Annotated in this window: 12 protein-coding genes and 2 tRNA genes; 4 read left to right on the top strand and 10 right to left on the bottom strand. The window is 59.4% G+C overall.

What is annotated here, in order from left to right:
* The first annotated feature begins 139 nt into the window (after positions 1-139).
* Genes ACGHIZ_RS05710 through ACGHIZ_RS05700 form a run of 3 tightly spaced genes read left to right on the top strand, consistent with a single transcriptional unit; the run spans position 140 to position 3,854 of the window.
* Positions 140-1,492, top strand: coding sequence for an ABC transporter substrate-binding protein (locus tag ACGHIZ_RS05710; protein ID WP_390449832.1), 1,353 nt, complete (start codon positions 140-142; stop codon positions 1,490-1,492).
* A gap of 22 nt (positions 1,493-1,514) precedes the next feature.
* Complete coding sequence (locus tag ACGHIZ_RS05705) at positions 1,515-2,537, top strand: iron ABC transporter permease (RefSeq protein WP_195245786.1); 1,023 nt, start codon at positions 1,515-1,517, stop codon at positions 2,535-2,537.
* 12 nt (positions 2,538-2,549) lie between these two features.
* On the top strand, positions 2,550-3,854 hold the full coding sequence (locus tag ACGHIZ_RS05700) for an ABC transporter ATP-binding protein (protein WP_115596251.1): 1,305 nt from the start codon (positions 2,550-2,552) through the stop codon (positions 3,852-3,854).
* A 110-nt stretch (positions 3,855-3,964) separates the two neighbouring features.
* Here the strand turns inward: ACGHIZ_RS05700 and ACGHIZ_RS05695 are convergent, their stop codons facing one another.
* From ACGHIZ_RS05695 to ACGHIZ_RS05650, 10 genes are all read right to left on the bottom strand, one after another.
* Positions 3,965-4,576 carry a TetR/AcrR family transcriptional regulator gene (locus ACGHIZ_RS05695; RefSeq protein WP_171021509.1) on the bottom strand — a complete coding sequence of 204 codons (612 nt, stop codon included), beginning with the start codon at positions 4,574-4,576 and terminating at the stop codon, positions 3,965-3,967.
* Positions 4,577-4,825: 249 nt separating this feature from the next.
* On the bottom strand, positions 4,826-5,998 hold the full coding sequence (locus ACGHIZ_RS05690) for a YbhN family protein (RefSeq protein WP_390449827.1): 1,173 nt from the start codon (positions 5,996-5,998) through the stop codon (positions 4,826-4,828).
* Between the two features lie 150 nt (positions 5,999-6,148).
* Positions 6,149-6,225, bottom strand: a tRNA-Glu gene (locus ACGHIZ_RS05685).
* Between the two features lie 22 nt (positions 6,226-6,247).
* A tRNA-Glu gene (locus ACGHIZ_RS05680) sits at positions 6,248-6,324 on the bottom strand.
* Between the two features lie 154 nt (positions 6,325-6,478).
* Positions 6,479-7,873, bottom strand: coding sequence for a CCA tRNA nucleotidyltransferase (locus tag ACGHIZ_RS05675; RefSeq protein ID WP_196022549.1), 1,395 nt, complete (start codon positions 7,871-7,873; stop codon positions 6,479-6,481).
* 192 nt (positions 7,874-8,065) lie between these two features.
* Positions 8,066-8,998, bottom strand: a complete 933-nt coding sequence (locus ACGHIZ_RS05670) for a 1-phosphofructokinase family hexose kinase (protein WP_196022548.1) — start codon at positions 8,996-8,998, stop codon at positions 8,066-8,068.
* Between the two features lie 227 nt (positions 8,999-9,225).
* Positions 9,226-10,158, bottom strand: a complete 933-nt coding sequence (locus ACGHIZ_RS05665; protein WP_196022547.1) for a 1-phosphofructokinase family hexose kinase — start codon at positions 10,156-10,158, stop codon at positions 9,226-9,228.
* A 74-nt stretch (positions 10,159-10,232) separates the two neighbouring features.
* Entirely contained in the window at positions 10,233-11,936 is a 1,704-nt protein-coding gene (ptsP, locus tag ACGHIZ_RS05660) for a phosphoenolpyruvate--protein phosphotransferase (protein ID WP_035138206.1), read from the bottom strand.
* 133 nt (positions 11,937-12,069) lie between these two features.
* Complete coding sequence (locus ACGHIZ_RS05655) at positions 12,070-12,333, bottom strand: HPr family phosphocarrier protein (protein WP_022094575.1); 264 nt, start codon at positions 12,331-12,333, stop codon at positions 12,070-12,072.
* Positions 12,334-12,858: 525 nt separating this feature from the next.
* Positions 12,859-14,859, bottom strand: a complete 2,001-nt coding sequence (locus ACGHIZ_RS05650) for a fructose-specific PTS transporter subunit EIIC (RefSeq protein ID WP_196022808.1) — start codon at positions 14,857-14,859, stop codon at positions 12,859-12,861.
* A gap of 273 nt (positions 14,860-15,132) precedes the next feature.
* Here ACGHIZ_RS05650 and ACGHIZ_RS05645 point away from each other — a divergent pair, with 273 nt between their 5' ends.
* Positions 15,133-15,990 carry a MurR/RpiR family transcriptional regulator gene (locus ACGHIZ_RS05645; protein WP_390449821.1) on the top strand — a complete coding sequence of 286 codons (858 nt, stop codon included), beginning with the start codon at positions 15,133-15,135 and terminating at the stop codon, positions 15,988-15,990.
* The last annotated feature ends 3 nt before the right edge of the window (positions 15,991-15,993 follow it).

Below are 15,993 nucleotides of genomic sequence, written 5' to 3'. Positions count from 1 at the left end.
CCTGCTCGCGCTTCCCTTCGCGGGGTGCAGTGCGAGCCCGAACGCGACCGGTGCCACGACGGGCTCTCAGGAATACACTGTGAGCGTCTCGCTTTCCGGCGGGTCAGGGCGCGCAAGCATCGCCTCACCAACCACAATTGTGAAGGATGGCGACACCTACACCGCGACCATCACCTGGTCGAGTTCGAACTACGACAAGATGACCGTCGACGGCGTGGACTACGCGCCCATAAACGACGGCGGCAACTCCACGTTCGAGATACCCGTCACGCTCGACGAGGACATCGCCGTGTCGGCCGAGACCGTCGCCATGTCGACGCCGCACACCATCGACTACACGATCCACTTCGACTCATCCACCATGAAGGAGAAATCGGGCGACGAAGCAAGCGGCGGCTCCCCTGCGGGAACGGCTTCAAGCGCCGCGGCCGACTTCCACAACGCCGATTTGGGCTGCGGCTGGAAGCCGACGGGGACGCTTCAGCTTGAATACGCCGAACACTTCACTGTCGACGAGTTCGAAGGCGGCCTGCGGCTTATCTGCATTTCGAACGGGGAGCGCTTCCTCGTGGTGCCGCAAGATGCGAAGGTACCTGATGGGTTGAGCTCCGACATCGCGGTCATAAGGCGCCCCGCCGACAAGGTGTACCTCGTGTCGTCGGCGACGATGTGCCTGGTCGACGCGCTCGATGCGAACGACAATATCATCATGTCGGGCACGAAGGCCGACGATTGCTCGGTCGCGGGCTTCAAAAGCGCACTCGAAAGTGGGGCGATCGCCTACGGCGGCAAGTACAGCGAGCCCGACTACGAGCGAATATCGGCCTCGGGCTGCACGCTCGCCATCGAGAACACCATGATCAACCACACGCCCGATGTGAAGGAAAAGCTGCAGAAGCTCGGGCTCGTCGTGCTCACCGAACAGTCGTCGAGCGAGCCCGAAGCACTCGGGCGCGTCGAGTGGATTAAGCTTTTCGGCGTCCTGTTCGACAAGGAAGACGAGGCCGCGCACCTGTTCAACGAGCAGAAGACCCGCGTCGAGCAAACGTCGGGGCTCGCGTCGTCAGGTAAAACCGTGGCGTATTTCTACATTAACTCGAACGGGGCCGCCGTCACGCGGCGGGCGGGCGACTACGTGGCGCAGATGATCGAGCTTGCAGGCGGCAGCTACGCGCTCGATGACGCGCAGACGGCGTCGACGTCAGGTTCATCAGTAACGCTCGAAATGGAGCGCTTCTACGCGACGGCGAAGGATGCCGACATCATCATCTACAACGGCACCATCGACGAATCGGTTGCCACCTTGAACGACTTCGTAGGCAAAAACGCGCTATTGTCGCAGTTCAAAGCCGTGAAGAACGGCAACGCCTGGGTCACAAGCGCCGACATGTACCAGCAGATGACTTCTACCGCCGACATTATCGACGAGCTGCACGGGGCGTTCACCGGCGATGACGCGAGCGACTTCCATTATCTGAGAAAGCTCGGCTAGCGCCATGAGAAGCCGGCTTTCCATGGCATACGACGAATCGGGGCGCGCCGCGCGGTGTCGCGTCGTGACGGCGCTGCTCGCTGTTGCCCTCATCGTGCTCGTCGGGGCCAACCTGTGCATCGGGAGCGTGCTCGTGCCCGCAGACCACATCCCCGGCATCCTTTCGGGCGGCGCGGCCAATTCCATGGAAAGCCAAGTCATCTGGGAGATTCGCCTGCCGCGCGTGCTTTCAGCCGTGCTTCTCGGCGGGGCACTTTCGCTCTCCGGGTTCCTGCTGCAGACGTTTTTCAACAACCCCATCGCCGACCCGTTCATCTTGGGCGTCTCCTCGGGCGCAAAGTTCGTCGTCGCGCTTACGATGATTGTACTTCTGGGCGCGAACCAGGCCATGTCCTCCCCGGCCATGGTGGCCGCAGCGTTTCTGGGCTCGCTTATCACCATCAGCTTCGTGCTCCTCATCGCACGGCGCATAAGTTCCATGGCCATGCTCATCGTGGCAGGCGTCATGGTGGGATACATCTGCTCAGCGGCGACGAACTTCCTCATCGCCTTCGCCGACGACCAGTCCATCGTGAACCTGCACAACTGGTCTTTGGGTAGCTTCTCGGGTTCGAGCTGGGACGACGTCGCGGTCATCGCGGTCGTGGTGATCACCGTGAGCGCATGCGTATTCGCGATATCGAAGCCCCTTTCCGCCTTCCAGCTGGGAGAAGCCTACGCGAAAAGCGTCGGCGTGAACGTCGCACGCTTCCGCGTGGTGCTCGTCCTTCTAGCGAGCATGCTCTCCGCCTGCGTGACCGCTTTCGCTGGTCCGGTGTCGTTCGTAGGCATCGCAGTTCCGCATCTCGTGAAGTCGGCGCTGAAGTCGTCGAAGCCCATCCGCGTGATTCCTGCGTGCTTCTTGGGAGGCGCCATCTTCTGCGCGGGCTGCGATTTGATCGCGCGCACGCTGTTCTCTCCCGTCGAGCTTTCCATCAGCGCCGTCACCGCCATCTTCGGCGCGCCGGTGGTTATCGCGCTCATGTTGAAGAAACGAGTGAGGTAGATGGGGGAATTCATGCCGCGGCCCAAAACGCTCGGAGGGGGCATTCCATGCTTAGACAGTCCTGAGCTCGCGCGAAAGCGCCAGAAGGCACTTTCGGCTCGTGCGGGACTGCGCGCGGAACGCCTCCTCCGAGCGGAGTCGAACCTCGAAACCCCGGTCGAAACGCAGGCTGACGGAGCACCGCTTTTCCGCATAAGCGACCTGTCGGCGGGCTACGACAAGAAGGTCGTAGTCGAAGGCGTCGATCTGGAGGTTCGCGCGGGCGACGTCGTGGCGCTCATCGGGCCGAACGGCTCGGGCAAGTCGACCATCTTGAAAACCATCACACGCCATCTGGCACCGCTTGCCGGCGCGGTCGAGCTCGACGGGCGGGAGATTTCCCGATGGAAGACGGCGGAGTTCGCAAGGAACCTTGCCGTTATGCTGACAGATCGCCCCCGGACCGAGCTCCTCACCTGCCGCGATATCGTAGAGGCAGGAAGGCATCCCTACACCGGGCGAATGGGCACACTCTTGCCCGACGACCATAGTCGGGTCGACGAGGCCATGAAAACCGCACATGTGGAAGAGCTCGCCGAGCGCGACTTCATGCAGATAAGCGACGGGCAACGCCAGCGCGTCATGCTCGCACGCGCCATCGCGCAGGATCCGCGTGTGCTCGTGCTCGACGAGCCCACATCGTATCTCGATATCCGCTACCAGATCGACCTGCTGCGAATACTTCGCCACCTTGCGAAATCGCAGAATGTGGCTGTCATCATGTCCATCCACGAACTCGAGCTCGCGCAGAAAAGCGCCGACAAGGTGATTTGCGTGAAGGACGGTCGGGTCTTCCGCGCCGGCGCACCCGAGGACATATTCACGCGCGAGACGATTGGCGAGCTCTACGGCCTTCAACATGGCACCTTCAACGAGCGCTTCGGCAGCGTGGAAATTGGGCGCCCGCACGGCGATGCGCACACGTTCGTCATCGCCGGCGCGGGTACGGGGTCGGCTGTGTTTCGCCAGCTCATCCGGCAGGGCAAGGCGTTCTACGCGGGCGTTCTGCACGAAGGGGACATCGACTGTGAGCTCGCGCGCGACCTGGCGGCGGAATGCGTGGCCGAGCGCGCCTTCGAGCCTATCGGGGATAAAACCATAGCCCACGCCAAAGAGCTCCTCGTCCACTGTGCGCGCCTTATCGTGTGCCCCGCCGCCTTCGGCACCATAAACGCCCGCAACGCAGAGCTCGTCGAGTTCGCACGCTCGCATGGTATCGAGGTCATGCGAGCGTGCGAAGGCGCATCGGAGGATTCCCAATTGGAGTGGGAAGGATAAACTGGACTTTTTTAAGGATCCTCAGGCTACAGCTCCTACGCCGGCGAGGTCTCCAAGGCGCCGGAGAACCTCGTGAACAGGAATTTCCACGCCGACGAGCCCAACTAGGCCTAATCCAAGCGAGATTCCAGACTCGAAAGGCCGTTGAGCGTGAGGTCGTTGGCAACCTCCGAGACGCGCTCGATAGGAACCGAGCCATCAGACAATGCCCACGTGCGATAGATACCGATAATACCCGACAGCAAAAACGACAGATAATAGTCGAACATCTCGTCCTTGAGACCTTGAGGCAGCAGATCGCGCTCGGCAATCTCGTGCTCGAGCGGCGCACGAAGACGAGCCATAAAATCATCGAGCGGAATGTTCTCGATAAGTTGACGATTAAGCACCAAGTTGTTGCACAGTGCCTCGTTAACGGTTTTAAAGAAGGTCGCCGCCGCGCCAAGAGCGCGCTCGTTGGTGTCGCCGTCCATTGAAGCAAGCGTTTTCTCGACCGAGTCGACAATCATCTCCACCACATCGACGGCAATGGCATCGAGCAGGCCGTCAACCGTACCAAAGTGAACGTAAAAGGTCTTGCGGTCGACATTGGCCTCGCGCGCAATAGCACTCACCGTAATGTCTGCCAGCGGCTTTTCCATGAGCAGGCGCTCGAAAGCCGAAAGGATGGCATTACGGCTGCGAACGATGCGACGATCAAGACGCGGTTTGCTGGTTGCCATGGGCGTGTCCCTTCGATATGCGAGCATTCATCAACAGATGAGAGATAATCTACGTAAGAGGATTATCCCCCATACAGCACAAATATGCCTCGCATCATGAAGAACGCACGACTGCCCTACTGCGACTTAGGGTGCTTCTTCTTATTGAGTGCCGACGGAGATACGCGAATACCGTCTCCTGTCTGACGCACATAGGCCTTATGAGCCGGCTTTGCGGTCCCAGAAGCCTTCTGAGCGTGCTTCTTGGGATCAACGGTCAGCATTCGTGGGGTGCGGCTTAGTGGGCGCAGAGGGCGTCTGAGGCGTGCGGCCGAGCTTGCGCATCACGCGATCCCAGCGCGCATGGATGCTCTCGTTGTGGGCGCTCTTAAGTCCCAGCAGGGGCGCAGCCAAAATGGTAGGCGCAATAAACGTAATGAGACGCCACAGCAGATATCCGGCGGTCGAAGCCGAACCGAAGAAATGACCCAAGAACAATGCAAAGCCGCCCTCAGCGCCACCAGTTCCACCGGGCAAGGGAACCGCAGAGCTTAACAGCTGGACAAAGGCGCTCGCGGCCATGACCGAGAAAAAGTCGACCTCGTGGTGGCCAAAGGCAAGCATCAGGAAATACGGAACCAGATAGAAAAACGCGAGCTGCAGCATGGTGATAAACACGGTGAGCAGCATGGAAGAAAAATGTCCGGCCGAAAGCTTGAACTTCTCGGAGAAGGAGTAGATCTCGCCATCGACAAACGTGCGCCAACCCTCGATCTTAGTGGCCGAGACACCAATGCGCTCGAGCCAATTGATGATGCAATGGGCGACGCGCGTGACGGTCTTAGGCATGAGCGCGACGGCGAAGATGCCAAGCAAGATGCAGCAGTGTCCACCAAAGCTAAAGACGCACAGCAGCGTCATGTCGCCGTAGCGTTCGGCAAAAAACGGCATACGGGCGAGCAGCAGGATAGCGCCCCAGGCGACCAGGCCAAACTGGTACACGATAAAACGCGTGAATTGCGTGGCGCCGGCCTCGCCCACGTTTTGGCCCGCCTTGGTCAGGCGGTAGATCTGGGCGGGAGTCGAGCCCATCATCATGGGCGTCAGGTTGCCAAAGAAGATGCCACTCGCCTCGACCGAGATCAGGTCGCGGATGCCGACGGGCGAATTGGGATCGAGCCAGACGGCGATCGCATAGGCCACAATGCCAAAGAACAGGTACATGAACATGCAAAGACACGCGACAACGAGCCATGACGCCTGGACGCTCGACATAGCGGCCCAGAACTGCCCCATCTGCCCGGTTACCACCAGATAGACGATATAACCTACCAGCACGACGCCGATAAAGATGGCGCCGCGGCGTGCGCTCTTATTGTCATCTCCGCCCGAGGCCTCAACCTCGACCTGGGGCTTAGACGTATGCTGAGAGGACTCCGTCATGAGACTCCTTCTAACAGTCAAAATATCTTGGTTATTGTACCCGTAAGGGCCATAGGCAGAACGCAAAGCTCTGGTTCAAACGGGAATTGCAGACGGTTGTTTGAAAATAAAAAACCCGGCCTTCCATGGGAAGCCCGGGTATCAAATGCGTGGTAGCCCATACCAGATTCGAACTGGTGATCTCCGCCTTGAGAGGGCGGCGTCCTAAACCGCTAGACGAACGGGCCATAAGCCTCAGCAGAAAAGAAGTGGTAGCCCGTACCAGATTCGAACTGGTGATCTCCGCCTTGAGAGGGCGGCGTCCTAAACCGCTAGACGAACGGGCCACATGACATCTGCACTGCCGTGCTGCGAAGACATATATTACGGGACAAAAAACGCGAGCGCAAGAAGAAATTCCAAATTGCCCAAATTTTGTCGGGAGGTTATGGAACGCGCAGGTCAACCAAAGTAGATCATTTGGGACGAACCGAAGGATGTTTATCCCAGGTGCAGATGGGCCAGAAGGGCTTCGCGCTCGTTGGGGACGTTATCCTCGATCACAGCGTCGAGGGCGGCATTGAGAAGCTGCCCCAACTCCGGCCCCGGTTTGACGCCGGCGCGAATCAAATCGCCGCCGTTGATGGCAAGCATCTTGAGCGTATAGGGCTCCCCAGCCTCAAGAAGTCCGTGGGCGAGTGAGCGCATTTCCTCGATCGTCTCGACGTAATAGAAGCACGACGGCGCCTTACCCAGCGTATCGGCACGCTTAAGGTCCATAAGCTCGTCAATCAGACGCGGCGTGTCGACGCCCTCGCCCGAAAGCAAGCGCATCATATTGAGCAAACAGGAACGCTCGGGACGCAACGGCTTATCGTGATACCTGATAAGCAGACACACATCGCGAACCAAATCGTGCGAAAGCGCCAGACGATCCATAATGGCGCGCGCCTTCTTGGCGCCAAGCTCGGGATGACCGTAAAAGTGACCGCTGCCCGCATGGTCGACCGTAAAGCAATCGGGCTTGGAGACGTCATGCAAAAACGCTGCCCACATTAAACTCGACGAAGGCGCGACGCCGTCACACAGTGCCAGCTCCCCCGCCACCGTCAACACGCGAGCGATATGCTCGTAGACATTAAAGGCATGGTAGACGCTGCGCTGGTCAAACCCACGAGCCGGCGAAAGCTCGGGCACGGCGGCACAAATAAGCTCGGGGTAGCGCAGCATCGCGTCTCCCCCATGACCGGTCGAAAGAATGCCTTCGAGCTCAATGCCCACGCGCTCGCGTGCCACGGCATCGAGCAGCGGCGAGCACTCGGCAAGCGCCAGTTTAGTCTTAGGCTCGATCATAAAATCCAAACGACAGGCAAAACGTACCGCGCGTAGCATGCGAAGCGCATCCTCGTTAAAGCGACGCTTGGGATCTCCAACGGCACGGATCAGCTTGCGTTCAAGGTCGCCCTGGCCATCGTAGCGGTCGACAAGACCGCGCTGGGGGTGCCAAGCCATGGCGTTAACGGTAAAGTCACGACGCGCCAGATCGTCTTCAAGCGACGCCGCACGCTCCACACTCTGGGGATGGCGACCATCGGTATAAAAACCATCCAGGCGATACGACGTGACCTCAATGCGCTCATCGTCACAAATAGCAGTAATGCCGCCAAATTTAATCCCCGACTCAACCACCGCAATGCCGGCGACCTCGAGAGCCGCCTTGGACTCCTGCCACAGACCACTGCAGCACATGTCGACATCGTGGCTGGGGCGTCCCATCAGGGCGTCACGTACCCAACCGCCCACGAACCAGGCCTCAAGACCGGCTGCCTCAAGCGCACGTAGCACACGCAGGGAGGCGTCTGAGGGCTGCGTACCGTTGAGCGAAACATTGCACATACCTATGGCCTCCTACGCATGTAAGCGTTAATCGATGGTTCTCAAGAAGTCTAACAAGAAACGAGCATGTGCGCACATGCAATCACGCGGTCAATTCGAACGAACGGGACAGTAAGCGCCACATACGACCAGAACGCAAAAACCCGCCTTGGGAATCCAAAGCGGGTGTTCGGCAACGATGTATCGATGCGGCTAGCAGACCTGGCGAACCTCGATGTGCTTCTTATATTCGTCCACCTTGGCAAAATCGCCCAGACCGGGGCACTCCACCACGTTGGCGCCGGTAGCCATCGAGAGGCGCAGGGCGTCCTCGACGCGCTCGGGAGCGTCGTGCCACACGGACAGGAAGGCGGCCAGCGAGGAATCGCCGGCGCAGACGGTCGACAGCAGCTTGACCTCAAAGGTGCGGTTGGCAAACCAGATATGCTCGCCGTTGGAGAAGTACGCACCGGCGCCACCAAGGGTCAGCAGCACGTTCTTGGCGCCCTTGGCATGAAGCTCAGCCATTGCGCCCTTAACAGACTCATCGTCGCCACCGCTCACCTTAATGCCAAAGATGTCAAGCAGCTCGTCGTCATTGGGCTTGATCAGCAGTGGCTCCATGGCAATGAGGTCTGCCAGCTGATGGCTCGAGATGTCGAGGACGAACTCGGCCCCCTTGGCCTTGACACGGCGCAGGACCTCGGCCAAGAAGCCCTCGGAAGTGTTGGGGGGCAGCGAGCCACTGATGACCAGGCAGGTCATGTCATCGAGCGAATCGATAAGATCAAACATCTCCTGTTCGTTGGCAGCATTGATGGCGGCGCCTGCGTTGACCATGTTGTACTCGGTGTCGGGACCGGCGTTGAGGAATACGTTGACGCGCGTGATGCCGTCAGTCCACACAGGCTTGACAGGCACGCCCAGGGCCTCGGCGCCCTTGACGATAAACTCGCCCGAGAAACCGGCAAAAAAGCCCAGGATCGTGGTGTCGACACCGTAGTGATCGAGGGTGAACGAGACGTTGAGACCCTTGCCGTTGGGCGTATAGACCGCGTTGCGCGTACGGGTGACGGTGTTGGCGGAAAGACCGTCGCAGGCAATGTTGTAGTCAATGGCAGGATTTGCAGTGAGCGTGTAAATCATGTAAGTTCCTTTCACAAGGCAACGTGTTAATGAAAGTATATTCCACGCTTCGAGAAAAGGCTATAGCAACTCGGCAAACGGTGTAGAACGCGTGCGGGGCGGCAGCAAAGCGGCAAGGCGCGGCACAAATACAGGAGCGCTTGCACTGACGCTCATTTGCAATTAACAAAAATGGCGCCCCGGCCAAAATCGGGACGCCATAGAACCACGAATATGTCGTGTATCGCTTACTTGCGATCGAGCTTGCGGACAGCAACGCGCTTGCTGTACTCGTCAACGTGACCGAAGTCGCCAATGCCGACGGACTCGGCAACGTTGGCGCCGGTGGCCATAGCGAGCTTCATGGCCTCCTCGACGTTGTCGCGATCCCTGTACCACTTGTGCAGGAACGCAGCAAGGGTGCAGTCGCCGGCGCAGACGGAAGAAACCAGCTTGATGTTGAACTCACGCTTGGCGTACCAGATGTCCTCGCCGTTGGAGAAGTAAGCGTCGCCGCGGCTACCACGGGTGAGCAGCACGTTCTGAACGCCGGCGTCGTGAGCCATCTTCATGGCAACGCGGACCTCGTCGTCGGTGTCAACCGGCACGCCGAAGATGGCCTTCATCTCGTGATGGTTCGGCTTGATGAGCAGCGGCTTCTTGTGAGCGAGCTCCTTGAGCTTATCGGAGGACAGGTCCAGGACGACGTCGGCGCCACGGGCCTGAGCGTGCTCCATGACCTTAGCCAGGAAGTCAGGCGTAGCTTTGGGAGGCACGGAGCCGGAAACGATCAGGCACTCGAGATCGCCCGCGGTGTCCAGGATGTTGTAGAGCTCCTCCTGGTGCTGCGGCGTGATCGGAGCACCAGGGTTCAGGATGCCGTACTCGTGCTGGCCATCGTTGACGTAGGTGTTAATGCGCGTGATACCGTCGGTCCAGACCGGGCGGCAGAGGCAACCCAGGTTCATGACCTCCTCGACGATGAACTTGCCCGTGAAGCCGGCGAAGAAGCCGAGCGCGACGGTGTCGACGCCCATCTTCTTAAAGGCGAAGGACACGTCGAGGCCCTTGCCGTTAGCCGTGTAGCTGGCCGAGCCGGTGCGGACGTTCTCGTCGGGCTCGAGCGGAGAGCTCGAAACCGTCATGTCGACAGCCGGGTTAGCGGTTAGCGTGTAGAACATTTACAGTACCCCCTGTATATGTGAGGGCCGCGTGGCCGGCCCATTCCAACCACGCGGTTACCTCTGATACCAAATTAGCGAGCAGCGGACTCGAGCAGTGCCTTGACCTCGGCGGCGGTGTTGCAGGCGAGTGCCTTCTCGGCGAGCTCGTCGCACTCGGCCTTGGTCCACTGGCTGATGGTCTTGCGGGCGCGCAGGATCGACGGAGCGCTCATCGAGAACTCCTCCAGGCCCCAGCTGATCAGCAGCGGCTCGAGCAGCGGATCGGCAGCGGCCTCGCCGCACATACCGACCATGATGCCGGCCTTCACACCGCTCTCGATGATGTTCTTGAGCGAGCGGAGCACGGCGGGATAGTAAACCTGGTACAGGTTGGAGATGGTGTCGTTACCACGGTCGGCGCACATGGTGTAGCCGATCAGGTCGTTGGTGCCGATGGAGAAGAAGTCGGCAACCTCGGCAAGACGGTCTGCGAGCAGCGAAGCGGCGGGCGTCTCGACCATGATGCCGACCTCGATGTTCTCGTTGAACTTGCGACCCTCTTCGGTCAGCTCGGCCTTGCACTGCTCGACGAGCTCCTTGACAGCCAAGACCTCCTCGACGCAGGTGACGAGCGGGATCATGATCTTGACGTCACCGAAGGCGCTAGCGCGCAGCAGAGCGCGGAGCTGGACCTTGTACTGGTCGGGATTGGCCAGGCAGTAACGCACGGCGCGGAAGCCCATGAAGGGGTTGTCTTCCTTGACCATATGCAGATACGGAATCTCCTTGTCGCCACCCACATCGAGCGTGCGGATGATGACCGGAGCACCCTTGAGCGCGCTGGCGACCTTACGGTAGGCGTTGAACTGCTCCTCCTCGGAAGGAAGCTCAGCAGAGTCCATGAACAGGAACTCGGAGCGGAACAGACCGATGGCCTCGGCGTCGTGATCGAGCGCGTTGGGCACGTCATCGGGGTTACCGATGTTGCAGGCGATGATCTTCTTGATGCCATCGGCAGTCACGGACGGCTTGCCACGGAAGGCCTCGAGGGCTGCCTTCTCGGCAGCGAAGGCCTCGGCCTTGGCGGTGTAGGCGGCGAGCGTCTCCTCGTCGGGATCGGCCTCGACGATACCCTTGCCACCGTCGACGACAACGGTCATGCCGTTGCGCAGCGCGGTGCAGCTGTTGGAAACCGAAAGGACAGCCGGGATCTCAAGGGCGCGCGCGATGATCGCGGAGTGCGACGTGCGGCCACCGGTCTCGGTGACGATACCGGCAACGTGGGCCTTATCGATCGTGGCGGTCATGGACGGCGTGAGGTCGTGCACGACAACGACGGTGTTCTCGGGCAGGACGGAGAGGTCGACGACCTCCTTGCCCAGCAGCTCGGCCAGAATACCGGTACGGATGTCGGCGATGTCGGCCGCGCGCAGACGGAACATCTCGTCGTCCATGGACAGGAACATGTTCTCGAACATGGTCGAGGTGTCCATGAGCGCCTGCTCGGCACAGGTGCCACCGTCAATGGCGGCGTTGATGGCGTCGGTCATGCCCGGGTCCTGAGCCAGGACAATGTGTCCGCTCATGATCTCGGCCTCGGCCTCGCCCACCGTCTCCTTCATGTGGTCGGCCTGAGCCTGGGTCTTCTCGCAGAAGACCGAAAGAGCGGACTGATAGCGCTCCTTCTCTGCTGCCGAATCAGCAACCTCGTGCGGCTCAAACGTCAAGTCGGGATCGACGGCAACCATGACGGTGCCGATACCGATGCCCTCGGAAGCGTTGACTCCCTGATACATTCCCATTCCTCTCTCCGTGTCATGTGATAAAGCGTTTTGCCATATCCATGACAAAAGAGCGCAGCTACCTTATAACAGGTCACTGCGCCCCCAAATATGAACTTAGTTGTTCAACATGCGACCCGTTTGAGTTCTACTCGCCAAGACCGCTCTTGATGAGCTCGATGGCAGCAGCCAGAGCCTCGGCCTCGTCAGCGCCGTCGCACTTGACCTCGACCTCGGTGCCGCAAGGGATACCAGCAGCCATGAGGGCCATCGGGGACTTGCCGTTGACCTCCTTCTCGGGGGTGACGACCGTCACGTCGCAGGCGTACTTGCCCATGGTGGAGGCGAAGAGACCAGCCGGACGCATGTGAAGACCCTGAGGATTAACGAGGGTAGCCTTCTCAGAAACCATAATTGACTCCTTTTTTGTGTTTAACCCCTGTCGACCATGCGACAGGAGCCATATTCACGACGTTGTTTATATTAACTCACATCAAACTGTTTTTCATTGTGTTTCACACGAATTATTGGACGGATGTCGTTGCAGCACGCTCGCCTGCCGGGCGGGGCGGTTAAGTTTGCTGCTCTACAGTCCTGCGCAAGACGGAAAGCACATTAAGTGCTTTCCTTTGCGTGCGGAACTCGCGACAAACTTAACCGCCCCGCCCGACAGGCGAGCTGCGGAAACTTGGTCGGTCCAGAGCAATATCGTGCGAACGGAATTCTGGCTGATGACCTGTTCGTGACAAAGACTCGATAGACAGCCCCCTCTATGCCCTTTTGTAAGTTGCGGTGAAATAGGGACTGAATTTGGGGTTGAATCGTTTAAGCAGTCCCTATTTCACCGCAACTTATGAGAGGGATAGAAAAAGGCGGGGACTCCTGGTGGAGTCTCCGCCTTATATACAAGGGGCGATGTTATTCGCGAACTGCGGGATTAGACCAGGCGGGCGTTGATCGTCTTGGCGATCTCGGCGGCGTCGGTGGAACCCTTGACGGTGGCACGGAAGCCCTCGTCCATAAGCGCCTCGGCGACCTTGGACAAGATCTTGAGGTGCGTGGTGCCGGCCTGGGCACCGGGGATGAGCAGGGCGATAGCCACGTTGACGGGAGCGCCGTCCATGGTGTCCCAACCGGTCACGCCAGAGTCGTCCTTGACGACAATGACGGCGGCCTCGGTAATGGCATCGGACTTGGCATGCGGAATGGCGAAGCCCTCCATCATGCCCGTGGTGCCCTCGGCCTCGCGGGCCAGGAAGGCGTTCATCACGGCGTCGGCGTCGTCAGCGAGACCGGCCTTGACGGCCTGGTTGGAGACAAAGCTCAGGGCCTCGTCACGAGAAGCGAAGTTCTCGGCGACAAAAACGTTCTCGACCTTCACGAAGTCGGCAGCCTCGGCCTTGGGGGCCTCGACGGCAGCGGCCTTGGGAGCCTCGACAGGCTTAGCGGGAGCGGCCTTCTGGTTCTTCTCGAAGTCATACTTTTTGAAAGCGACGAACAGGATGCCACCGACCACGGCGCCGATGAGGATCGCGAGGACCCACTGCGGGCCGTTCTCGACAACGGGCAGGACCAGGAAGCCGCCGTGAGGCGCCGGATCGTGAACGTTGAAGAAAATGGTCAAGATGGAAGCGATGGAAGAGCCGAGCATCATGATGGGCATGACGGGCCAGATGTTCTTGGTCATGAACGGAATGGCGCCCTCGGTGATGTGGGTGCAACCAAGGATGAGGTTGACGATACCGGCGTCATGATCCTCCTGGCTGAAGTACTTCTTGCCGACGATGACGGCGAAGGTGGTGATCAGCGGCGGAACGATGCAAGCGGCGGAGACGGCAGCCATGAAGTTGGTGCCGAAGTTGTAGGTCTCGGTGCCGACGCCAGCTTCGAGAGCGGTACCGAGCAGGAAGGTGCCAGTAGCGTAAGCAGCCTTGTTGACCGGGCCGCCCATATCAAAGGCGCACATGCAGCCGATGGCCAGGCCAAGGATCACCGGACCGGAGTTACCGAGGCTCTGCAGGAAATCCATCATGCCCTGGTTAATGGCAGCCATGGGGCCGGAAATACCGAGCATGACCAGGCCGACGATGGCGGTAGAGCACAGCGGATACAGAAAGATTGCCTTCAGGCCATTAAGGCTCGCGGGAATTTTAGAGAAAACCTTCTCGAGCAGCAGGATGACATAGCCAGCGAGGAAGCCGCCGACGATGCCGCCCAGGAAGCCAAAGCCCACACCTGCGCCACCGGCGTCGATCATGCCGGTGGCGGCGTTAACAGGCAAGCCCTGGATGGCAATCATACCGGCGACGAAACCGGGGACGAGCGCCGGGCGCTTGCCGATGGACTCGGCGATGTAGGCGGAAAGCACGGGAACCATGAGGTTCATGGCAATGCCGCCGATGATCTTGAGCATAGCGGCGAAGCTGTTGTAGTCGGCAGCCGTCGAATCAAAGGACGTGATGCCCCACAGGAACGAAATGGCGGTCAGAACACCACCGGCAACGACGAAGACCAGCATGTGGCTGACGCCGTTCATGAGGTGCTTGTAGATGACGTGACCGATGGACTCCTTCTCCTCGACCTCGTCCTCGACATCGGCGGCAGCGGCAACCGTGTCGTCGCCCTTGGCGGCGAGCGCGCGGTCGATCAGCTTACCGGCAGCCTCGACAGACAGGGCCTTGGAAACACCAACGGAAACCATGGGCTTACCGGCGAAACGCTCAGCCTGGACATCCTTGTCGGCTGCGACGACGACGGCCTTGGCACCAGCGATCTCGCTCTTGGTGAGCTCGTTCTCGACACCGACCTGGCCATGGGTCTCGACCTTAATGGTCAGCCCGCGCTCGGCAGCAGCCTTCTCCAGCGCCTCCTTCGCCATGAAGGTGTGCGCGATGCCGGTCGGGCAACCGGTGGCGGCGATGATGTCAAACTTAGCCATGTGTCCCTCCTTCTTGAGTACTGCGCCCGCGGGCGCTCCCCTACACGCGCTTCGATGCGCGTTTTTCCACACTTGAAAGATACCAACCCACCGCTTATATGAGAAGTAATACAGCTCATTTCTCAGGTGAAAGGTTCTTTCATAACCGTAAACGGTCAATGAAAGTTTACCATCAACCATTGAAACGGCAAGGTGTATCTTGTAGTTGAAAATGCCCGTATACTACGACATAACAAAACAAGTCCGATTTTTATGCCAGCCAGGAGCAGTCCCATGTCCGATAGCAGCAAGAGCGCACTCTCCCTTATTAGCACACACAGGGGGTACAGCGAGTCCGAGCAGCGCATTGTCGACTATATCCTAGAGCACCAGTCCGAGGCACCGCGTCTGATAGCCGCCCAGCTCTCGCGCGCCGCCGCAACCTCCGAGGCAACCGTCTCGCGCTTCTGCCGCAAACTGGGTTTTGGCAGTTTTCGCAGTTTCCAGTTTTCACTAGCGCGCGATCTGGAGAGCCAGCGCAACGAAGGCCTCACCGACGAGGTCTCGCTCGACAATATGGAGCAGAGCCTCAAGAATATTCTCGCTGCCAAGGTAAGCGAACTCAATGCGACTATCGATGGTATTGACCACGACACACTGGCAGCCGTCGTGCACGCGTTTAAGAACGCAGGGGCTATCGAGTTTGCTGCCGTAGGCAACACCAACGCCGTCGCGCTCGACGCGACGTTTAAGTTTTCGCAGCTGGGCCTTCGCTGCATGGCAAGCACCATCAGCGAGACTTCGATTGGGTTTGCGCTTACGCTGCGCCCCGGCGACGTCATCGTTCTGATCTCGAACTCCGGCAAGTCGCGCCGACTGAATCGCATGGCAAAAGCGGCTCGCGACTGCGGCGCAACCGTAGTCGTCATCAGCAGCGACAGCAAATCCCCGCTCGCGCGCCTGGCAGACTACACCTTTAATACCGTCAACCACGAAGCACTACTGACAACGGGCGACTTCGCGTTCTCCAAGATGAGCGCCACGATGATCATCGAGGTCATCTACAACTTCCTGCTGCCCGAAATCGAAGACGCCCGCGAGCATATCAGCTACTACGAAGAGCTCATCCAGCCGGATAAGGTTGTGGAGTAAAAT

Source organism: Collinsella sp. i05-0019-G5 (assembly GCF_042851345.1).
Taxonomy (GTDB): domain Bacteria; phylum Actinomycetota; class Coriobacteriia; order Coriobacteriales; family Coriobacteriaceae; genus Collinsella.
The sequence above is the reverse complement of the archived record's forward strand: the minus strand, read 5'-3'. Positions and strand labels throughout refer to the sequence as shown.